Genomic DNA, 16,278 nt, shown 5'->3' with positions numbered 1-16,278 from the left:
TCTTTTAATGCAGGCGTAATAAACATCACAATAAATAAAAAATACCACCTATTACAAAAAGAACTCATAGTTAGTCGTTATTAAAAAACATAATCCGATCTCGCTATTGAGTGCGTGATAATAGCTTCAAAACTTGTTTAACTACCATTTCTGGCTCATCATTTTGTGGATAGTGGTAACTTTTACTGGTTAGCACTATCTCACCTTGAGGAAAAGCATTAGCCCAGTTTGAATGCAGTTCTCCCCACATTTCACGCCCTTTTTCAGTAAAAAATAACACCGATGGATTTTCATATTTTTTAACTGAGGCAATAACCGTAACGGGAATATCTGCTATTTGTGGATAATCGGGCAGAGGTCGCTTCGACCAAAAGTCTAAATACTGATTCGACATGCCATTTTTCATATCATCACGTTTTATAGCGGCAATTTCTTTTTCAGCGCGCGGTAAATCAATCTTACGCATAATATCAACATCATGCTCTGAGGCAGGTTCAATTAACATTAACGCTTTAATGTTATCGGGGTAACTTGCTGCAAATACCCTTGCGATATAAGCACCATAAGAATGCGCCACATAAACTACTGGTTCTTCAATTTTTAACGCTTTAAGTAATAGTAAAGCCTCAGTAGCATACTGCTCTGAGCTATAGTTTTTCTTTATTTGCGCTGAGCCGCCATTGCCAATTCGAGAATAGCGAATTACTTTTGCATACTTAGTAAGCGAGTTATAAATGGGATCCCAATCACTAAGCCCTGCAGAGCCACCCGCCTCCAGTAAAACAGTGTGTTTGCCACTACCCACCATTTCATATTCAATATCAAAGCCATTTACTTTAACTTTAGCAAGCTCAGCAAACACAGCGGTAGAGGTGATTAATACCCAAAATAGAATCGTTTTTATTATTAGTTTCATATTGTTGAAAGAATATGGAGTGTTGGCTTAAGTTATAACATTAAGCACTATGTTTATAAATAAATTCTCTATCACAGAACCTCAGAAATAAATAATCACGTCAATCACCCTTAAATCATGTTTTGACTAATAGATTTCCCTATTCAAACCTATAAACCTCTGTGACCCTATGCCATAATCTAAATAATTCATAAATTTAGTAACTTGGCGGTATATAAACCGTTTCAAGCTAACTTATAGGGTTTTTTAATGGCTTATCAAGAGCAAAATCAAGCAACAATCTATTGGCACGACTACGAGACCTGGGGGGCGAGCCCACAGAAAGATAAGCCGAGCCAATTTGCAGGTGTACGCACCGATCTTGATTTAAATATTATTGGCGAGCCGCTTATTGAGTACTGTAAGCCACAAGCGGATTATTTACCGCATCCTGAAGCGTGTTTAATTACCGGTATTACCCCACAAGTGGCGATGCAAAAAGGCTTAGTTGAGGCTGAATTTATTGCAAAAATTCATGCAGAATTTAGCGTGCCCAATACCTGTGTGGCTGGTTATAACAGTATTCGCTTTGATGATGAAGTAAGCCGATATAGCTTTTATCGTAACTTTTACGACCCGTACGAACGTGAATATAAAAACAATAACAGTCGTTGGGATATTATAGATTTAGTGCGTGCCTGCTATGCACTGCGCCCTGAGGGTATTGAGTGGCCATTAAAAGAAGATGGCAGCCCTAGCTTTAAGCTTGAGCATTTAACTGTCGCTAATGGTATTGAACATGCCGCTGCGCACGATGCATTAAGTGATGTAACGGCTACCATTGCACTGGCTAAATTAATAAAAGAAAAGCAGCCTAAGCTGTATCACTTCTTTTTTAGCCTTCGTGGTAAAAAAGCACTCGCTGAAATGGTTGATGTATTTAATATGACCCCATTAGTGCACACCTCGTCTCGTATTCCAGCAACCCAAGGCTGTACTACCTGGGTGGCACCAATGAGTTTTCACCCGGTAAATAAAAACGCAGTTATTTGTTTTGATTTAACCCAAAACCCGCAGGTGTTACTTGATTTAAATGTAGAGCAATTACGCGAGCGTTTATACACCAAACGTATAGATTTAGCGGAGGGTGATTTACCGGTAGGTTTAAAATTAGTGCATTTAAATAAGTGCCCTATTTTAGCGCCAGCTAAAACGCTACTGCCTGAAAACGCTGCTCGCTTGGGTATTGACCGTGAACAATGCTTGGCTAATTTAGCCATTTTAAAAGCCAATACCGAGCTACGTGATAAAGTCACTGAGGTATTTAATGAGCAAGGCGATTACAGCGCGACCACGAACGTAGATTATTTATTATATGATGGCTTTACTAGCCATGCTGATAAAGCTAAATTTGCGATTATTCGTGATGCAAAGCCAGAAGACTTAGCAAGCTTAAAACTTAAATTTGAAGATCCTAAATTTAATACTTTGCTATTTAGGTACCGCGCCCGTAACTGGCCACAAACGCTCAACCAGCAAGAGCTTGATCAATGGCGTCAATATTGCCAAAGCAAGTTAATGCATGGCGAAGATCAGCCATCAATCAGCGCACAAGATTTTATGATCACCCTTGAAAACTTAGCGCATGAACATGATGACAGCGAAAAAAATCTAACAATTTTAAAAGCCTTATATAACTACGCGCAAAGCATGTAATTTACTGTAGTTTATATAATGCATAAAAACGCGACCCTTTAGCAAAAAAGTGTCGCGTTTTTTGTTACTAGGTAAAAAACCATAAAACTATCTCAACAAGAGAGGTAAATGAGAAAACATAAAACCAACATTCATTTTTTATGTTTATCACTTCCTCTAAAAGCGCAGCGTCTCTTATCCTCTTTGTGAATAATTTACTTTTACCAATTACATTACTTTTTATGCATTGCTTCGATACGTGCTAATAAGCTTGAAGTATCGTATCGTCCGCCGCCCAGAGCTTGTACATCAGCGTAATATTGATCAACCGTGGCGGTCATTGGCAGTGTTGCACCGTTATTTTTAGCTTCATCAAGGGCAATGCCTAAATCTTTGCGCATCCAATCTACGGCAAAACCAAATTCGTACTCGCCTGCCCACATTGTTTTGTAGCGGTTTTCCATTTGCCACGAACCGGCTGCGCCTTTAGAAATGGTTTCTATTACTTTTTCGCCATCAAGCCCTGCTTGTTTAGCAAAATGTAAGCCCTCAGCTAATCCTTGCACTACACCTGCAATACAAATTTGATTAACCATTTTACATAATTGCCCTGAGCCCGCTTCGCCTAAAAGCTGACTAAAACGGCTAAATGCCGCCATGATAGGTTGTGCTTTAGCAAATACCGCTTCGTTACCACCCGCCATTATGGTTAACACCCCATTTTCAGCGCCAGCTTGACCGCCCGATACCGGCGCATCAATAAAGTCGATATGCTGTAAAGCCGCTTTTGCCGCAACTTCACGTGCCACTTCTGCTGAGGTAGTTGTGTGGTCGATTAAAATTGTGTTTTCGTGCATGCCTGCTAGCACACCGTCATTACCGTATACTACTGAACGTAAATCGTCGTCATTACCTACACACATAAATACCATATCGGCACCGCTTGCTGCCTCACGCGGAGTAGGTGCAAAGCTGCCGTTAAAATCTTCGACCCATTTTTGTGCTTTAGCTGCTGTGCGGTTATAAACACATACGCTGTACCCTGCTTTTGCTAAATGCCCCGCCATTGGGTAACCCATTACGCCTAAACCTATAAATGCAATTTTAACTGACATAAAAATGACCTATTTAACTGATAACTTAGAAACATAAGCTCGATTATGTCAATCGGCCGCTAAAAAAGCGAATGAAAGTCTTTTAAAATTTCCCGCATAAGGAAATTAGGTAGGTAATCTATGGATAGCATTTATCAATTTAACGCACTACTTTGTAATAACAGTGATTTTCCTTTGAGCCAGTTAAAAGGAAAAACGGTTCTTATTGTAAATACAGCAAGCAAATGTCATTTTTCGGCGCAATTATGTGCGCTTGAAAAGCTATACCAACAATACAAAAGCGATGGGTTTACTATTCTGGCTTTTCCATGTAATCAGTTTGATAAAAACGAACCATTAGAGGGTATGGCAATAAAAGACTACTATCAAAAACACTTTGCAATTAATTTTGAAGTATTTGATAAGGTTATGGTGAATGGCCCCGATACGCACCCCTTGTTTAGTTATTTAAAATCACATACGCGTGGAATTGCACAAAACCGTGCAATAAAGTGGAACTTTACTAAGTTTTTAGTTAATGCCCAAGGACAACTAATTGCACGTTATGCGCCGCGCACTAAACCGGAGTCACTTCATAGTGTAATTAGAAGTAGTTTAGAGGCAACACCGATTATAAAAACAGCAAATAGTCGTTTTAATACCACAGCAATATTAAAGTGATAAGGCATGTATAATAAAAATGGTTTATGGTTGATGTAACTAGATTAGTTGGATTGTAATAAATGAAGATTGCTTTTTTTAGTGCTCAAAAATACGAGCGCCCTTTTTTCGAACAAAGCTTAACTGGCTTTTCTAACATCGCTATTACCTATTTTGAGCAAAGTTTATCGGCGCACACTGCGGTTTTAGCTAAAGAATTTGATGCGGTATGCGTATTTGTAAACGATTCGGTAGATAAAGAGGTTATTGAGCAACTGGCTATATTTGGGGTTAACACCATTTTACTGCGCTGTGCGGGTTTTAATAATGTAGATTTAGCCGCTGCTAAACAACATGGTATGCGTGTTCTTCGCGTTCCGGCTTACAGCCCTGAAGCAGTCGCAGAGCATTGTATTGCACTTATGCTTACGCTTAGCCGTAAAACCCATAAAGCTTATAACCGCGTACGTGAAGACAATTTTGACTTAAACGGCTTACTTGGCTTTAACTTACATAATAAAACGGTGGGTATTATTGGCTGCGGTAAAATTGGCCAAGCATTGTGTAATATATTAACCGGTTTCGGCGCTCACATTTTAGTATGCGATCCTAATGCACAAGCTGGTAATTACACAATTACTGATTTAAACACCCTGCTTACACAAAGCGATATTATTTCTTTGCACTGCCCGTTAAACGAGCACACCCATCATTTAATAGACGATGACGCATTTGCAGCAATGAAAACAGGAGTTATGCTAATAAACACCTCGCGCGGTGCATTGGTTAATAGTAAAGCGTGTATTAAGGCACTTAAATCACAAAAACTAGGTTATTTAGGGCTTGATGTGTACGAGCAAGAATCAGAGCTGTTTTTTAAAAACCACAGCGACGATATAAACCAAGACGATACTTTCTCTCGCTTAGTGAGCTTTAAAAATGTATTGATCACCGGCCATCAAGGCTTTTTTACCCAAGAAGCACTTACAGAAATTGCCAATATCACCTTGCAAAATGCATTTGAGGTTACTCAAGGAAATAGCTTAACAAACGAAGTGCTATAGCGCGGCTAAACAAAAAGCAAAAAAGCGAACAAAATATAGTGTTCGCTTTTTTTGTTATCAATAACACATGAGTTGTTGTTGTATTCTAACCAAACGCAACGTTTGCAAATACTAAGGTCATTAGCACTGGGCAGACAAATCGAATGTACTGAGCAAACCAATAATGTGCACCAGAACTTGCCTGATGAAGCTTATTACCGCGCTGCCATAACCAACCCACTGTAATAAAATAAAACAGTCCCATCAACGGGAGTTGGTATTGAGTAAATACCATAATAACCAAACCAAATAGCCAATCAAAATTAACAATAATAGTACTGGCACAAATAAATACAATGGCGCTAACGGCCCATGTTGCTTTGGTTCTATCAACACTGTGGTTTTCTACTAAAAAAGCCACCGGAATTTCAGTCGATGAAATGGTTGATGTAACTGAAGCAATCGACATCAACACAAAAAATAGTAAGCCAACCAATAAACCAATTTCACCCATGGTGCCAAATAACTCAGGTAATATGGCAAAAATAAGCTGCCCTTCACCAATTAGCTTGCCGTTGCTAAATACTTCAACGCCATTGAACTGTGCCACATATATAGCCGGTATAATTAATAGTCCAGCTAAAAATGCCACGCTAGTGTCGAGTAAGGCAACACTTGCAGTCAATTTTGGTAAGTTAGCACCGGGCTTTAAATAAGAGCCATAAATCATCATGCAACCCACACCCAGTGATAATGAGAAAAACGCTTGCCCCATTGCGGCAATAATTAAATCGGGATCGAGTATTTTACTAAAGTCAGGCACTAAATAGGCCGCAAATCCTTCGCTGGCACCCTCTAAGGTAGCAATGTAAGCAATTAGGCCAACGAGTAAAACAAGTAATAATGGCATTAAACGGCGCGACCAGGTTTCAATTCCTGATTTAACCCCCTTTAAAATAATACTGGCGGTTAAAATAAGCATCAGTGGCGTAAATATAAAATTACGTAGCATAGAGTCGCTATGTAAAAACTCACTTAAGCTCTGCAAGCCTAAAAAGGTGGTTATAGGCTCTATGGCGTAAGAAAGCATCCAACCTGCCACTATTGAATAAAAGCTTAACATGACAATTGCGCCAGCTAAGCCTATATAACCTGCAGCAGCGCCTACTTTAGGCGCATGGTCTTGCCATGCTTGGCCTAAGGCTTTAACCGGATTAGCTTGGGCTTTGTAGCCTAAATACAGCTCGGTGTATAACGCGGGAAGCGCTAGCAAAAAAATAACAATAAAGTACACCAATAAAAATGCGCCGCCACCATGGTTAGCAGCCTGTGTAGGAAAACCCCATATATTGCCTAAACCTACCGCAGCACCGGCTGCTGCCAATACAAAACCAAGTCGACTTTGAAAACCATCACGCACTTGTGTCATACACCTACAAATCTGTTATTATTTTATCGAATGTGAATTAAACCATATTTAAGGGCGACTGAGTAATAAAAATGTACTTAGCGCGCATAACAGCAAACAACCGCTCACAAACTATCCAGCTTATGACGATAACTATGTAATCGGTATTCACTTTTAACGAGCAATAATGAATTCAGCTTACTTCGACAATCAGTTATTACAAACACCGCTTGCTGAGAATAATAACCACACCATTTTATTATTTGATGCCAGCCAATTGCAGGTTGATGAGCTAACACTTACACAGTTTTTAAGCCCGTTTGAATTAAGTGTCATCGCGCGTCGTAAAACGCCTCAAGCAAAGCAAGAATATGTAGCAACGCGGCTGTTACTAAAATATTTAGTCAAAAGTGTATTACCTAGCAGCAGTAATATAACGCTTGATAAAATCAGCTCTGAATTTAATCAACAAACCTGTAAGCTTGAGCTAAATATAAATAACAATCAGGTGTATAGTTGCTGTGTGTCACACTCTCATGGTTTGGTAGGCGTGGCCCTAAATATTGATAATTCGCTATTTGGTTTTGATATTGAAAAAATCAGTTTAAAACGACCATTTGAAAAACTCGCAAAGCACTTTTATGATGCTGCAGAAGTGGCACTTATAACTAAGCAACCGTGCACAGCTGCTAAAGCGGCGACATTTTTTAGACTTTGGACTTTAAAAGAAGCATTAGCAAAAGCAACCAGCCGCCCTATTGCCCAGCTATTAAGCCCCAATGTATTTTGTGAGCTTGGCAACTCGCAATTAAGTGCAACTAGCACCGCATTAACAAACGATGTAAACGAGCAGTTTGATATAAGCGTTGTGGCAAAAAAAAGCACCGACTGGCGGTGCTCATTTATCTCATTGAAAGCGTTAAGCAGCAAGCTCGCCTTCAAGTAGTCGGCTATGAATAGCTTGAACCACAGCATCAGACTCACTTTGCTCAACTAAAAAGCACAGGTTGTGTTTACTCGCACCATGACAAATAAGACGAATGTTAAATTCGCTCAACACCTGCATTAAATTCATTTCGTGCTGACGCAATACAATTTCAGACCCAATAAGTGCTACTAGGGTTAAATTGTTCTCAACCGATACATGGCAAAACTCAGCAAGTTTATCTAAGCACTCTTGATCTAGCTCTGGGCGTGATGCATTAGGCGCATTATCAAGGGTAATAGCTACACTAATTTCAGAGGTAGTAACCAGGTCTACCGAAATATTACATTCACTTAAAATAGTAAAAATACGCGCTAAAAAACCACTCGCTAACAGCATTTCTGGGCTTTTAAGGGTTAATAATATTTGGTTTTTACGTTGCGTGACCGCACGAATACCAGGTAGCTGCGATTTTTCACGTTCAATCCAGGTGCCACCTCGCTCTGGCTCTGTGCTTGAGCCAACAAACACATTTATATGGCTACGACTGGCTGGCAAAATTGTAGCCGGATGCAGCACTTTAGCGCCAAAAGTGGCCATTTCTGCCGCTTCATCAAAGCTTAAACGCGCAATAGGTGTGGCTTTTACACACAAACGCGGATCGGTGCTAAAAATCCCCACTACGTCGGTCCAAATATGCACACTTTTAGCGTTAATTGCTTCAGCTAACAAGGCGGCACTGTAATCAGAGCCACCGCGACCCAGTGTGGTGGTGACATTGTTTTGATCACTGCCAATAAAACCCTGAGTAACAATAACCGTGTTCTCTAGTAAAGGAATTAAATGCTCTTTAGCTGCAAGCGCTGTAGCGGCTACATTAGGCGTGGCTTTACCAAATTGGCTATCAGTTTTAAGCACTTGGCGAACATCAAAACGCTGCGAATTTAAGCCCTTTAAGCGCAATACTTGAGTAAATAAATACGACGATAAACGCTCGCCAAAGCTAAGTAGCTCATCATGTTGTTGCTCTGTTGTCAGTATTTGATGTGCTAGTGTTTGGAAGTCATCGAGGGTGTTATTAAAACCAAGCGCTAAATCATCATCTAGGGTCAGATCAGTTAAAATTGCCTGCTGAATAGCAAGTACACCGTCAACATGCTGTTGACGTTCAGCGGCATCAATATCAGCTTTACAAAGTGCCACCAAGTGATTAGTTACACCGGCGCTGGCGCTCACTGCAACAATTCGAACGCTGTTATCGTTTACAATGATTTCGCTACAACGGTTCATCGCCTCAAAGTTAGCAACGCTGGTGCCACCAAATTTGGCAACAATGTAATCTGATTTTGTGCACTGTGAACTTTGTGGCACTGATTGGGTAGTCATTTCGTCTCCTTTCGCGGCATCCAAACCGCAATAAAACAAGAAGAACTTGGCAGGAAATAAAGATAAGAAAAATCTACTGCCAGAAGCTCTCCACCTAAATTGGTGACAGTTTTGAGGATTCAGCCCCATAAACCGAAAAACAATGGTAACGACCCATTATTTTCCTCGGCGAGTACTTCCCTCCTTAATGGTCGCAGGCTGTCGTTGCCTCACATTAAGTACCTAAGTATCGCACCTCTTCTGAATGTATTATTAACCTGTGGCTAATAAAACAAAACCGCACTAAGAGTGCGGCTTTGAAAGTTATCGTTTAGACGTCTAGCTGTCAAGTCGTTTTATTATAAAATCAAATAAAACTACCCATAAAGTAAGAGCCAGCATAACCAAAGGTGTAACACACTAACAAATACAACGACAAACGAAGGTAACTTGCAAAAGTAAGTTCTTTAACCTTACTCATAGCAATAATACCAGCCGCCGAACCAATGATCAGCATTGAACCACCCACACCGGTTGCATACGTAAACGACAACCAATGCTGTTGACTCATTACAATGTCGGCTTTTAGTAACGCAGCCGTTAGTGGCACGTTATCAACACCGGCCGATAAAATACCCATTAAGTAGTTAGCGTACTCTGGCGCCATCACTGTATACAGGTTCGTAAATTGGCTTAGCACGCCCACTTCTTTTAATGCGCCAACAAGTAATAACACCCCTACGAAAAACAGTAAGGTGTCGTACTCTATGTCACGTATAAAGTCGATCATATCTTTATTGATATCTTTTTTGCGCATTAAAAATTGTGCGACTAAAAACATAATAGATAGGCCGAGTAAAAAGGTAAGTAACGGCGGCACACTATATAAAACACTTAAAGTAAGGGTAGAAATAACGGTAGTGAAGAAAATAACAGCGATAGTAATGTCGGTTTTTTCAATGCGTTTAAATTTAGTCTTTTTAAACTCTAACTGTTTGTTCATACCAATTGATAATAAAGTAGCCAGTAATAATACGCTTAATAATGCAGGCACAATTAACAATAATAAGTGACTAATAGTCACTTTACCATCAAGGAAAATCATAAGTGTGGTTACATCACCTGTGATAAGTGATACACCCCCTGAGTTCACTGCAAATACAATTAAGGTGGCGTACTTAACTAGTTTTTTGGCTTCAAGCTTTAATGACATTATAACAGCCAAGGAGATCAGTGTAGCTGTTACGTTGTCGGAGATAGATGAAAATACAAATGCAAAACACCCTACCAAAAACATTAGCTTTCGTTCACTAATGCTGGTTGGCATTATCCGGTTCACAACATTTTCGATGAGTCCTTTGGAGTTTAAATAGGCAACAAAGGTCATTGCGGCCATTAAAAACAGCCATAAGGAAGCAATTTCTAAAATATTGTGGTCAAGGAGGGTTTGAATCGTTTCAGGGCTTTGCCCATTAAGAGGAAAAATAAAGGAGATAATCCAACAAAGTGTACCAAAAAATAATGTCGTTTTGGCTTTGTTTACGTGAATCACATCCTCAATAACGATAAGCAAGAATGCAATCGCTATCAGCGTCAGGATAATCGAGGAAACCATGATATTAAACAACCTTCGGGTTTAAGTAAAAATTGAAACCATGTAAAAAATAGAGGTACACACTCTATGTGCCTATATTCGGCGCGGATACTATCACTAAGCGAGTGTAAAAACTATTATTAAATCGTCGCAAAAACAAATACCATATAAGTTCAAGAAATATAAAATAACGAATACTAGGATGTTGTAACGCCTTATGATCCCAGCTAAAAAGCTACTTAATACCCTCACTGAGCATTGGGGTGTATTAGAGCTATTATTTAAACGCTTTAAAATGGCCGACTTTAGTATTAAAGATTTACAAAATGCCATAAAACAAAAGCAACCGACGTGGAATAATGAGCGCATTTATAAAGAAACCAATCGGTTATTAAATCAAGAAATCATTATTCCATTGGCTAAATCGTCACAACTAGAAATTAACCGTGCCATTGCGGACTTTGCTACCTTTTTACTGCAAGAAGAGCATTTAGGCTTAGCACAAGAAATTAGTGTATTGGTTGATGATTTAGCTCGCTTAGGTAATCGGCTATCTAATGCCGGTGAAATGGAAGATTTTGATGATTTACGTCGCTTTAGCCGCATTATGGATGATCGGGTTCGTAAAATAATTAAGCTGTTTTTACACAACGAAAACGCCATTTTAAATATTGTTGAGCAGGCTAAATCAAATAACGCGGTGCAATCGCTGCAAAAGCGCTACAAAGCCGTCATAGAAGCGTTTGATGAATATATAGAACCCATGCTAGAAATGGTGGATATTAGAGGCGACTTTCATGCCTGTTTTATTCTAATTGAGCAACAAATTAGCACCCAAATAGAACATATTGAACGCTCAGGCAAAGCGTACAGTGATAAACGTATGCTTGAGCAATTACGTACTCGTATTCTCGAGATGCACCTAGTTGGTCGGATAAGTTTACGTAAAAGTGCCGACATGCTAATGCCACTGCGCGAAGAACTGCGCCGTAATAACCTTATTACCCGCCAAGCGGCAAAAGTATTAGGGCTAATTCGTAAAAACGGGGTGGATAATATGCTCAGCGCCGTGCAACCCCATTTTGTAAGCGATGCGCAAAAGTATTCATTAGGTCAACAGCGTCATATTGTTGCCTATATGGCAAGCTTAGCTGAGTTTGAACACCACGAATATCAGCTACCAGAACAAAATGATGTGCCCGCGTTTGTCACGCCAAACATTCCTGACTACCACGATGTAAAAGCTCAATTTACCAAGCGCTTTAAAAAGCAGCGTAAAAAACCACAGCCTTTGCTGCAATTTTTAGACGAAAGCTACCCTGAGCTTGAAGCCGATGAAATGCTGTTTTTGTATCAAAAGTTGGTAAGCGATAGCACCCTAGAAATTAGCCAAAGCGATAAAAAAGCCCGCGTTAACATTGCAGGCCAGCACTTTAATTTATATCCCTTTAATTCAGAGCCTCAGGCTGATAAAGCCGAGCACGAGTAATCACCATGACCCATATAAACTTAGATGAGCTTTCTCACTTACAAGCCATTAATAAAAAATTAGTCGCCGGTTACCACATTTGCGAACAAGACACCGTAATGTGGCAAGAGCTTGACCAACAAATAGACGCTTATACTGCCTTATTTACAGCACTAGGCCACGAGTTAAAACACGATAGCCGTGGTTTTTATTATTTTGCCAGCGATGAAAGCACCCCAAACATGGGTAAGATTTCACGCGCTGTAGCGCTCACTATTTACATTTTAATAGAGCATTTTGCCAATACAGGTAAAGACCCAATGCGCGCATTATTTGACGAGCCAAACGATTTAGAGCTAATGCAAACCTTGGTACAGCTTAATAAACATTTATTTGATCAGCTTGAGATATTCTCGGGTTCTGACTTACGCAAAGATGTGTATTTACGCATGGTACGTTTAGGTCTTGCCCGCGAGGTAGAAGGTGGCTTTATGTTGCAAGCCCCTATTCACCGCTATATTGATGCCTTAATGGAAGTAAACGAAGAGACCTTTATTAGTGAGGACGAGCAATGAAAAATTTATACGGACTGAGTAAACTCGCCCTACTAAATACCGCAGGCTATGCCAAATGTGTGATCCCACTGGATAAAAGTAGCTCGATTTGTGCCCCTAACAACACAGGTAAAAGCTCAGTAATTAATGCACTGCAGTTTCCGCTAATTAACGATTTACGCCTAACCGAATGGGATGGCCACGATTTAGATGAAACCCGTAAGTTTTATTTTTCATCAGATCAATCGTACATTTTATTGCAAGCCGATTTACCTCATGGCTCAGTCGTCATTGGCGTTGCTGGCTTAGGTAAAATTGCCGGTTATGCGCACCAATACTTTTGCTATCAAGGAAAGCTTGATTTAGCCCAGTACACCCAAGGCAATACCATTATTAAGTTTACCAAGCTGTTTAACCACTTAAAGCAGCAAGGTTACAACCCAATAGAGCTTAAGGCACAAGAATTAAACGCCCTTCTGACAGGCGGAGCAACGCAATTTGACGGTGAGATCAATTTAAAAATGATCCCCCTCAACAACGTTCAAGACTCTGCAATATACAAAGAAATATTTCGTCGTATTCTTAATTTACATAAGTTAGGCGCAAACGACGTTAAGCGCTTTATGCTCCGTGTGTTTGAACGCCATATGTCAAATTCTAAGGTCGACTTTTACGAGGTTTGGCGCCGTTCGTTTGATAAAGTAAACCGCGCAAAGCGTGAATTAAAAGCGCTAGAATCAATGCAAGAGCCCATAGCCGCTCTTGAATCTATGCTCGAAAACCAAACCGTGCTTAAAGGTAAACTAGCAGCATATGCGCCAAAGATTGACCAAGCACTGATTGACTTTGATGCTTACCAAGAAGAGCAACTAAGCGAGCTCAACATCGCCCTTGAAGACATTGAGCACGAAAAGCACGAGTTTGAACAAAAGCAAGGGCTATACGTGCAACAATCGCGCGATATAGAGCGCAAGCAAACTCAAATTGAACAATGGTTTTTAGATTTCAACGCCCTTAAAAGTGAATTTGAGCTGGTTAATAAAGCCACTCTCAAAACCAACCTAACGCAGTTAAAAAATGACTACGAGTCGTTGTCACACTCTATTACGAGTGCACAAGGGCAAAGCCTGCACACCCTTGATTTCCGTATTGGTGAAACACAAAAACAAATTAAGAGCTTAAAGTTACAACTTAAAAACTTAGAATTTAATTTATTCACCCGTATGCGTGAAGATTTATCACTGAAAGAAGTAGAAGAAATATCGCGGCTATTAAACCCCGATCTTCTCTCCTTTGCCACCACCAGTAATGGCGATATAACCATTGATGACGAAGACGCCTTTGGTGAATTTTTAGCACAGCTGAGCGAAAATGTTAAAGGCGGTGTACTCACCCTACCCGGTGCCAGTATTAAACTTAAAAAGCTCTCACCAGTACAAATGCAAAGCGGCGAAAACAAAGAGCAACTGAGCGCTCAGTTAACCGCGCTTGAGCAATCATTAAAAGAGTTTAAACAACAACGCGAAGTGGCCGCCAATGTTGCTGATAAACAAAAAGAAAAAGACGCGCTATACGAGGAGCTTATGAGTGCAGAAAGCGCACTTAAACGCTTAGAGCAATTTGAAGTGATGCAACAGTCGGTTGACGCCCAAGCGATGCTAAAAGAGCAGCTTTTAGCCGAGCGCGAACAAGTTGACGATTACCTACAAGATATTCAAAAAAACAGTGGTTCAATTGCTGATAGACGCTCGTTAATCAAATCAAAACAAGCGCAAATTAATCGTCAAACAGAGCGCTTACGCCAAGTTAAAACCGAGCGTATTGACCACACTTTAGATTTATACAGTGGTAAAGTAACGCCTTACATGATTGATATAAAAATCGATTTTGATAATTTAAGCGATTTAATTCACCACTTTAATAAGGACTGCCAAGAACTACGGAACTTCGATATAAATGTACGTAATACCTATATGCATATTTATAATGCCGGTATCACTAAGTTTGATAACGAAAACGATGAGTTTAGTAAATATCAAAAGCTTATTAGCGCGTTTCATAACATTGATAACGAGCGCGATGCCGTTGAGCGCCAAGGTCGCGTTGCCCTCACTGAAGTGGCCGCTACAATTAAAGGCCTGCGCGAAGATTTAGACCGCTTACGCCGTGAAATGAATAGCTTTAATAAAGGCATTAGCCAGCACCGCATCTCAAACCTGCAAGCGTTTAAAATTAATATTATCCCGCGCAAAATGTTGGTAGATAGTATTGATACTATTATCAGTGCCTCTAACCAATTTGAACAAGGCGATACGCTCGATTTACTCAGCCAAGAACCTTACAGCGAGAGCGCGGTAAACGAGGCAAAAGATCATTTAATTAAACTCGCCTCAGACAAAGCAGGTCTGACCCTCACCGATTTGTTTGATATTCGTTTTGAAGTGGTTAACCGTGCAGGTGAAACCGAGCACTTTGAAAAGATAGACTCGGCTGGATCAAATGGTACGCGTATCACCATTAAGCTATTATGTGGCATGTTGTTTATTCGTTATTTATTAAGCGATCAGGAACAAAACTTATACCGTATACCTATTTATATAGATGAAGCGGCTGATATCGACCCGCAAAACCAAAAGGCAATTATAGAAACTGCCCTGAGCTTTGGCTTTGTGCCAATATTTGCCTCGGTTAAACCGCAAATAAGTTGTGATTATATTGTGCCAATTCGTTCAGTAAAAGACGGTGCACAAAACTGGGTAGATGAAAAAGATTGGATTGAGGTTGAACATAAAGCTCCTCAGCTAGACTAAGAATTAATTGGCTATTCATCTTAGCCAGTTACACTTATTTTATAAATTTTAAATTACCCTCGCCCATGGTAGTTTAAACAAACGCACTTTATTGGAGCAAACGGAATGAAACACATATTTATTGTCGCAGCACTGGCATTACTAACCGCCTGTACACAAACGCCCGATTGGGATTACGATAAATCAGCAAACTTTAGTAACTACAAAACGTTTGCTTGGGTAGAAAACGCGAGTCTAACCAAAGACACGAATAACTACCAAATCAGTGGGCTTATGGAAAAACGCGTTCGCAATGCGGTAAACAACCAACTAAGCCAACAATTAGGTATGCAATTGGTTGACGTAGCGCAAGCTGATGTACTTGTTAACTACCATGCAAGTGTAGATAAAGAGCTTGAAGTTGACAGCTTTAACGTAGGCTACGGTGCACGTTGGGGTTACTGGGGCACAGGCTTTAACCACGATGTAAGCGCACGCGAATATGAAGTAGGCACATTAGTTATCGATATTATTGATCGTGAGTCAAACCAATTAATTTGGCGTGGTGCTAAAGATGGTCGTTTAAAGAAAAAACAAACCCCATCACAACGTGAAGCCGCTATTAAGGAAACGGTTGCCAATATTTTAAGCAACTTCCCGCCTAAAGCGCAGCAATAAACTTTAATTAATATTTAAAAGCCCGCATGTTTGCGGGCTTTTTTGTGGCTTAAAAACTGTTTACCTATAAAGTAATAAGTTACACATTAACAAGGTGATAGCTCAATGCT

The 16,278-nt window shown here is 40.0% G+C and carries 13 protein-coding genes and 1 riboswitch; of the genes, 8 read left to right on the top strand and 5 right to left on the bottom strand.

Annotated features, from left to right (window positions below; translation table 11 throughout):
- Positions 1 to 103: 103 nt before the first annotated feature.
- Positions 104 to 916 (bottom strand): alpha/beta fold hydrolase, encoded by an 813-nt coding sequence (locus tag DK924_RS05330; RefSeq protein ID WP_109874519.1) that lies wholly within the window; start codon positions 914 to 916, stop codon positions 104 to 106.
- 249 nt (positions 917 to 1,165) lie between these two features.
- On the opposite strand from DK924_RS05330, the gene sbcB reads away from it, so the two are divergent.
- On the top strand, positions 1,166 to 2,611 hold the full coding sequence (sbcB, locus tag DK924_RS05325) for an exodeoxyribonuclease I (protein ID WP_109874518.1): 1,446 nt from the start codon (positions 1,166 to 1,168) through the stop codon (positions 2,609 to 2,611).
- Positions 2,612 to 2,823: 212 nt separating this feature from the next.
- Here the strand turns inward: sbcB and DK924_RS05320 are convergent, their stop codons facing one another.
- Positions 2,824 to 3,705 carry an NAD(P)-dependent oxidoreductase gene (locus DK924_RS05320; protein WP_109874517.1) on the bottom strand — a complete coding sequence of 294 codons (882 nt, stop codon included), beginning with the start codon at positions 3,703 to 3,705 and terminating at the stop codon, positions 2,824 to 2,826.
- A 120-nt stretch (positions 3,706 to 3,825) separates the two neighbouring features.
- Here DK924_RS05320 and DK924_RS05315 point away from each other — a divergent pair, with 120 nt between their 5' ends.
- Both DK924_RS05315 and DK924_RS05310 read left to right on the top strand, forming a co-directional pair.
- Entirely contained in the window at positions 3,826 to 4,365 is a 540-nt protein-coding gene (locus tag DK924_RS05315) for a glutathione peroxidase (protein WP_109874516.1), read from the top strand.
- A 62-nt stretch (positions 4,366 to 4,427) separates the two neighbouring features.
- Positions 4,428 to 5,408: a 2-hydroxyacid dehydrogenase gene (locus DK924_RS05310; RefSeq protein WP_109874515.1), complete on the top strand. Its 981-nt coding sequence runs from the start codon at positions 4,428 to 4,430 to the stop codon at positions 5,406 to 5,408.
- Between the two features lie 85 nt (positions 5,409 to 5,493).
- Here the strand turns inward: DK924_RS05310 and DK924_RS05305 are convergent, their stop codons facing one another.
- The gene (locus DK924_RS05305; RefSeq protein WP_109874514.1) at positions 5,494 to 6,816 is read right to left on the bottom strand and encodes a sodium-dependent transporter; all 1,323 of its coding nucleotides are present in this window, start codon (positions 6,814 to 6,816) and stop codon (positions 5,494 to 5,496) included.
- A 166-nt stretch (positions 6,817 to 6,982) separates the two neighbouring features.
- Between DK924_RS05305 and DK924_RS05300 the strand changes: the two genes are divergently transcribed.
- Complete coding sequence (locus tag DK924_RS05300; protein ID WP_109874513.1) at positions 6,983 to 7,741, top strand: 4'-phosphopantetheinyl transferase superfamily protein; 759 nt, start codon at positions 6,983 to 6,985, stop codon at positions 7,739 to 7,741.
- On the opposite strand, the gene lysC is transcribed toward DK924_RS05300, so the two are convergent.
- Together lysC and nhaD are read right to left on the bottom strand one after the other, a co-directional pair.
- Complete coding sequence (lysC, locus tag DK924_RS05295) at positions 7,715 to 9,106, bottom strand: lysine-sensitive aspartokinase 3 (protein WP_181388747.1); 1,392 nt, start codon at positions 9,104 to 9,106, stop codon at positions 7,715 to 7,717. The two genes, DK924_RS05300 and lysC, sit on opposite strands and share 27 nt — an antisense overlap.
- 75 nt (positions 9,107 to 9,181) lie before the next feature.
- Positions 9,182 to 9,354, bottom strand: a riboswitch (Lysine riboswitch).
- 98 nt (positions 9,355 to 9,452) lie between these two features.
- Positions 9,453 to 10,700, bottom strand: coding sequence for a sodium:proton antiporter NhaD (gene nhaD, locus DK924_RS05290; RefSeq protein ID WP_109874512.1), 1,248 nt, complete (start codon positions 10,698 to 10,700; stop codon positions 9,453 to 9,455).
- Between the two features lie 196 nt (positions 10,701 to 10,896).
- Between nhaD and DK924_RS05285 the strand changes: the two genes are divergently transcribed.
- The 4 genes from DK924_RS05285 (at position 10,897) to DK924_RS05270 (ending at position 16,168) form a co-directional block, all read left to right on the top strand.
- On the top strand, positions 10,897 to 12,168 hold the full coding sequence (locus tag DK924_RS05285; protein WP_055012619.1) for a hypothetical protein: 1,272 nt from the start codon (positions 10,897 to 10,899) through the stop codon (positions 12,166 to 12,168).
- 5 nt (positions 12,169 to 12,173) lie between these two features.
- Positions 12,174 to 12,722 carry a hypothetical protein gene (locus tag DK924_RS05280; protein WP_010388659.1) on the top strand — a complete coding sequence of 183 codons (549 nt, stop codon included), beginning with the start codon at positions 12,174 to 12,176 and terminating at the stop codon, positions 12,720 to 12,722.
- On the top strand, positions 12,719 to 15,511 hold the full coding sequence (locus DK924_RS05275) for an ATPase (protein WP_109874511.1): 2,793 nt from the start codon (positions 12,719 to 12,721) through the stop codon (positions 15,509 to 15,511). The genes DK924_RS05280 and DK924_RS05275 overlap by 4 nt, the downstream gene beginning before the upstream one ends.
- A gap of 105 nt (positions 15,512 to 15,616) precedes the next feature.
- On the top strand, positions 15,617 to 16,168 hold the full coding sequence (locus DK924_RS05270; RefSeq protein WP_008109277.1) for a DUF4136 domain-containing protein: 552 nt from the start codon (positions 15,617 to 15,619) through the stop codon (positions 16,166 to 16,168).
- The last annotated feature ends 110 nt before the right edge of the window (positions 16,169 to 16,278 follow it).

The sequence above is a fragment of the Pseudoalteromonas sp. meg-B1 genome, from assembly GCF_003173795.1.
GTDB classification, from domain to species: Bacteria; Pseudomonadota; Gammaproteobacteria; order Enterobacterales; family Alteromonadaceae; genus Pseudoalteromonas; species Pseudoalteromonas undina.
Note: the sequence above shows the minus strand (reverse complement) of the source record. Positions and strands in the feature narration are given on the sequence as shown.

Bases quoted from the DNA above. Each gene is read 5' to 3' on its own strand.
- sbcB (WP_109874518.1), top strand. From the start codon at position 1,166: ATGGCTTATCAAGAGCAAAATCAAGCAACAATCTATTGGCACGACTAC.
- DK924_RS05285 (WP_055012619.1), top strand. From the start codon at position 10,897: ATGATCCCAGCTAAAAAGCTACTTAATACCCTCACTGAGCATTGGGGT.
- DK924_RS05300 (WP_109874513.1), top strand. From the start codon at position 6,983: ATGAATTCAGCTTACTTCGACAATCAGTTATTACAAACACCGCTTGCT.
- DK924_RS05305 (WP_109874514.1), bottom strand. From the start codon at position 6,816: ATGACACAAGTGCGTGATGGTTTTCAAAGTCGACTTGGTTTTGTATTG.
- DK924_RS05315 (WP_109874516.1), top strand. From the start codon at position 3,826: ATGGATAGCATTTATCAATTTAACGCACTACTTTGTAATAACAGTGAT.
- DK924_RS05310 (WP_109874515.1), top strand. From the start codon at position 4,428: ATGAAGATTGCTTTTTTTAGTGCTCAAAAATACGAGCGCCCTTTTTTC.
- lysC (WP_181388747.1), bottom strand. From the start codon at position 9,106: ATGACTACCCAATCAGTGCCACAAAGTTCACAGTGCACAAAATCAGAT.
- DK924_RS05330 (WP_109874519.1), bottom strand. From the start codon at position 916: ATGAAACTAATAATAAAAACGATTCTATTTTGGGTATTAATCACCTCT.
- DK924_RS05275 (WP_109874511.1), top strand. From the start codon at position 12,719: ATGAAAAATTTATACGGACTGAGTAAACTCGCCCTACTAAATACCGCA.
- nhaD (WP_109874512.1), bottom strand. From the start codon at position 10,700: ATGGTTTCCTCGATTATCCTGACGCTGATAGCGATTGCATTCTTGCTT.
- DK924_RS05270 (WP_008109277.1), top strand. From the start codon at position 15,617: ATGAAACACATATTTATTGTCGCAGCACTGGCATTACTAACCGCCTGT.
- DK924_RS05320 (WP_109874517.1), bottom strand. From the start codon at position 3,705: ATGTCAGTTAAAATTGCATTTATAGGTTTAGGCGTAATGGGTTACCCA.
- DK924_RS05280 (WP_010388659.1), top strand. From the start codon at position 12,174: ATGACCCATATAAACTTAGATGAGCTTTCTCACTTACAAGCCATTAAT.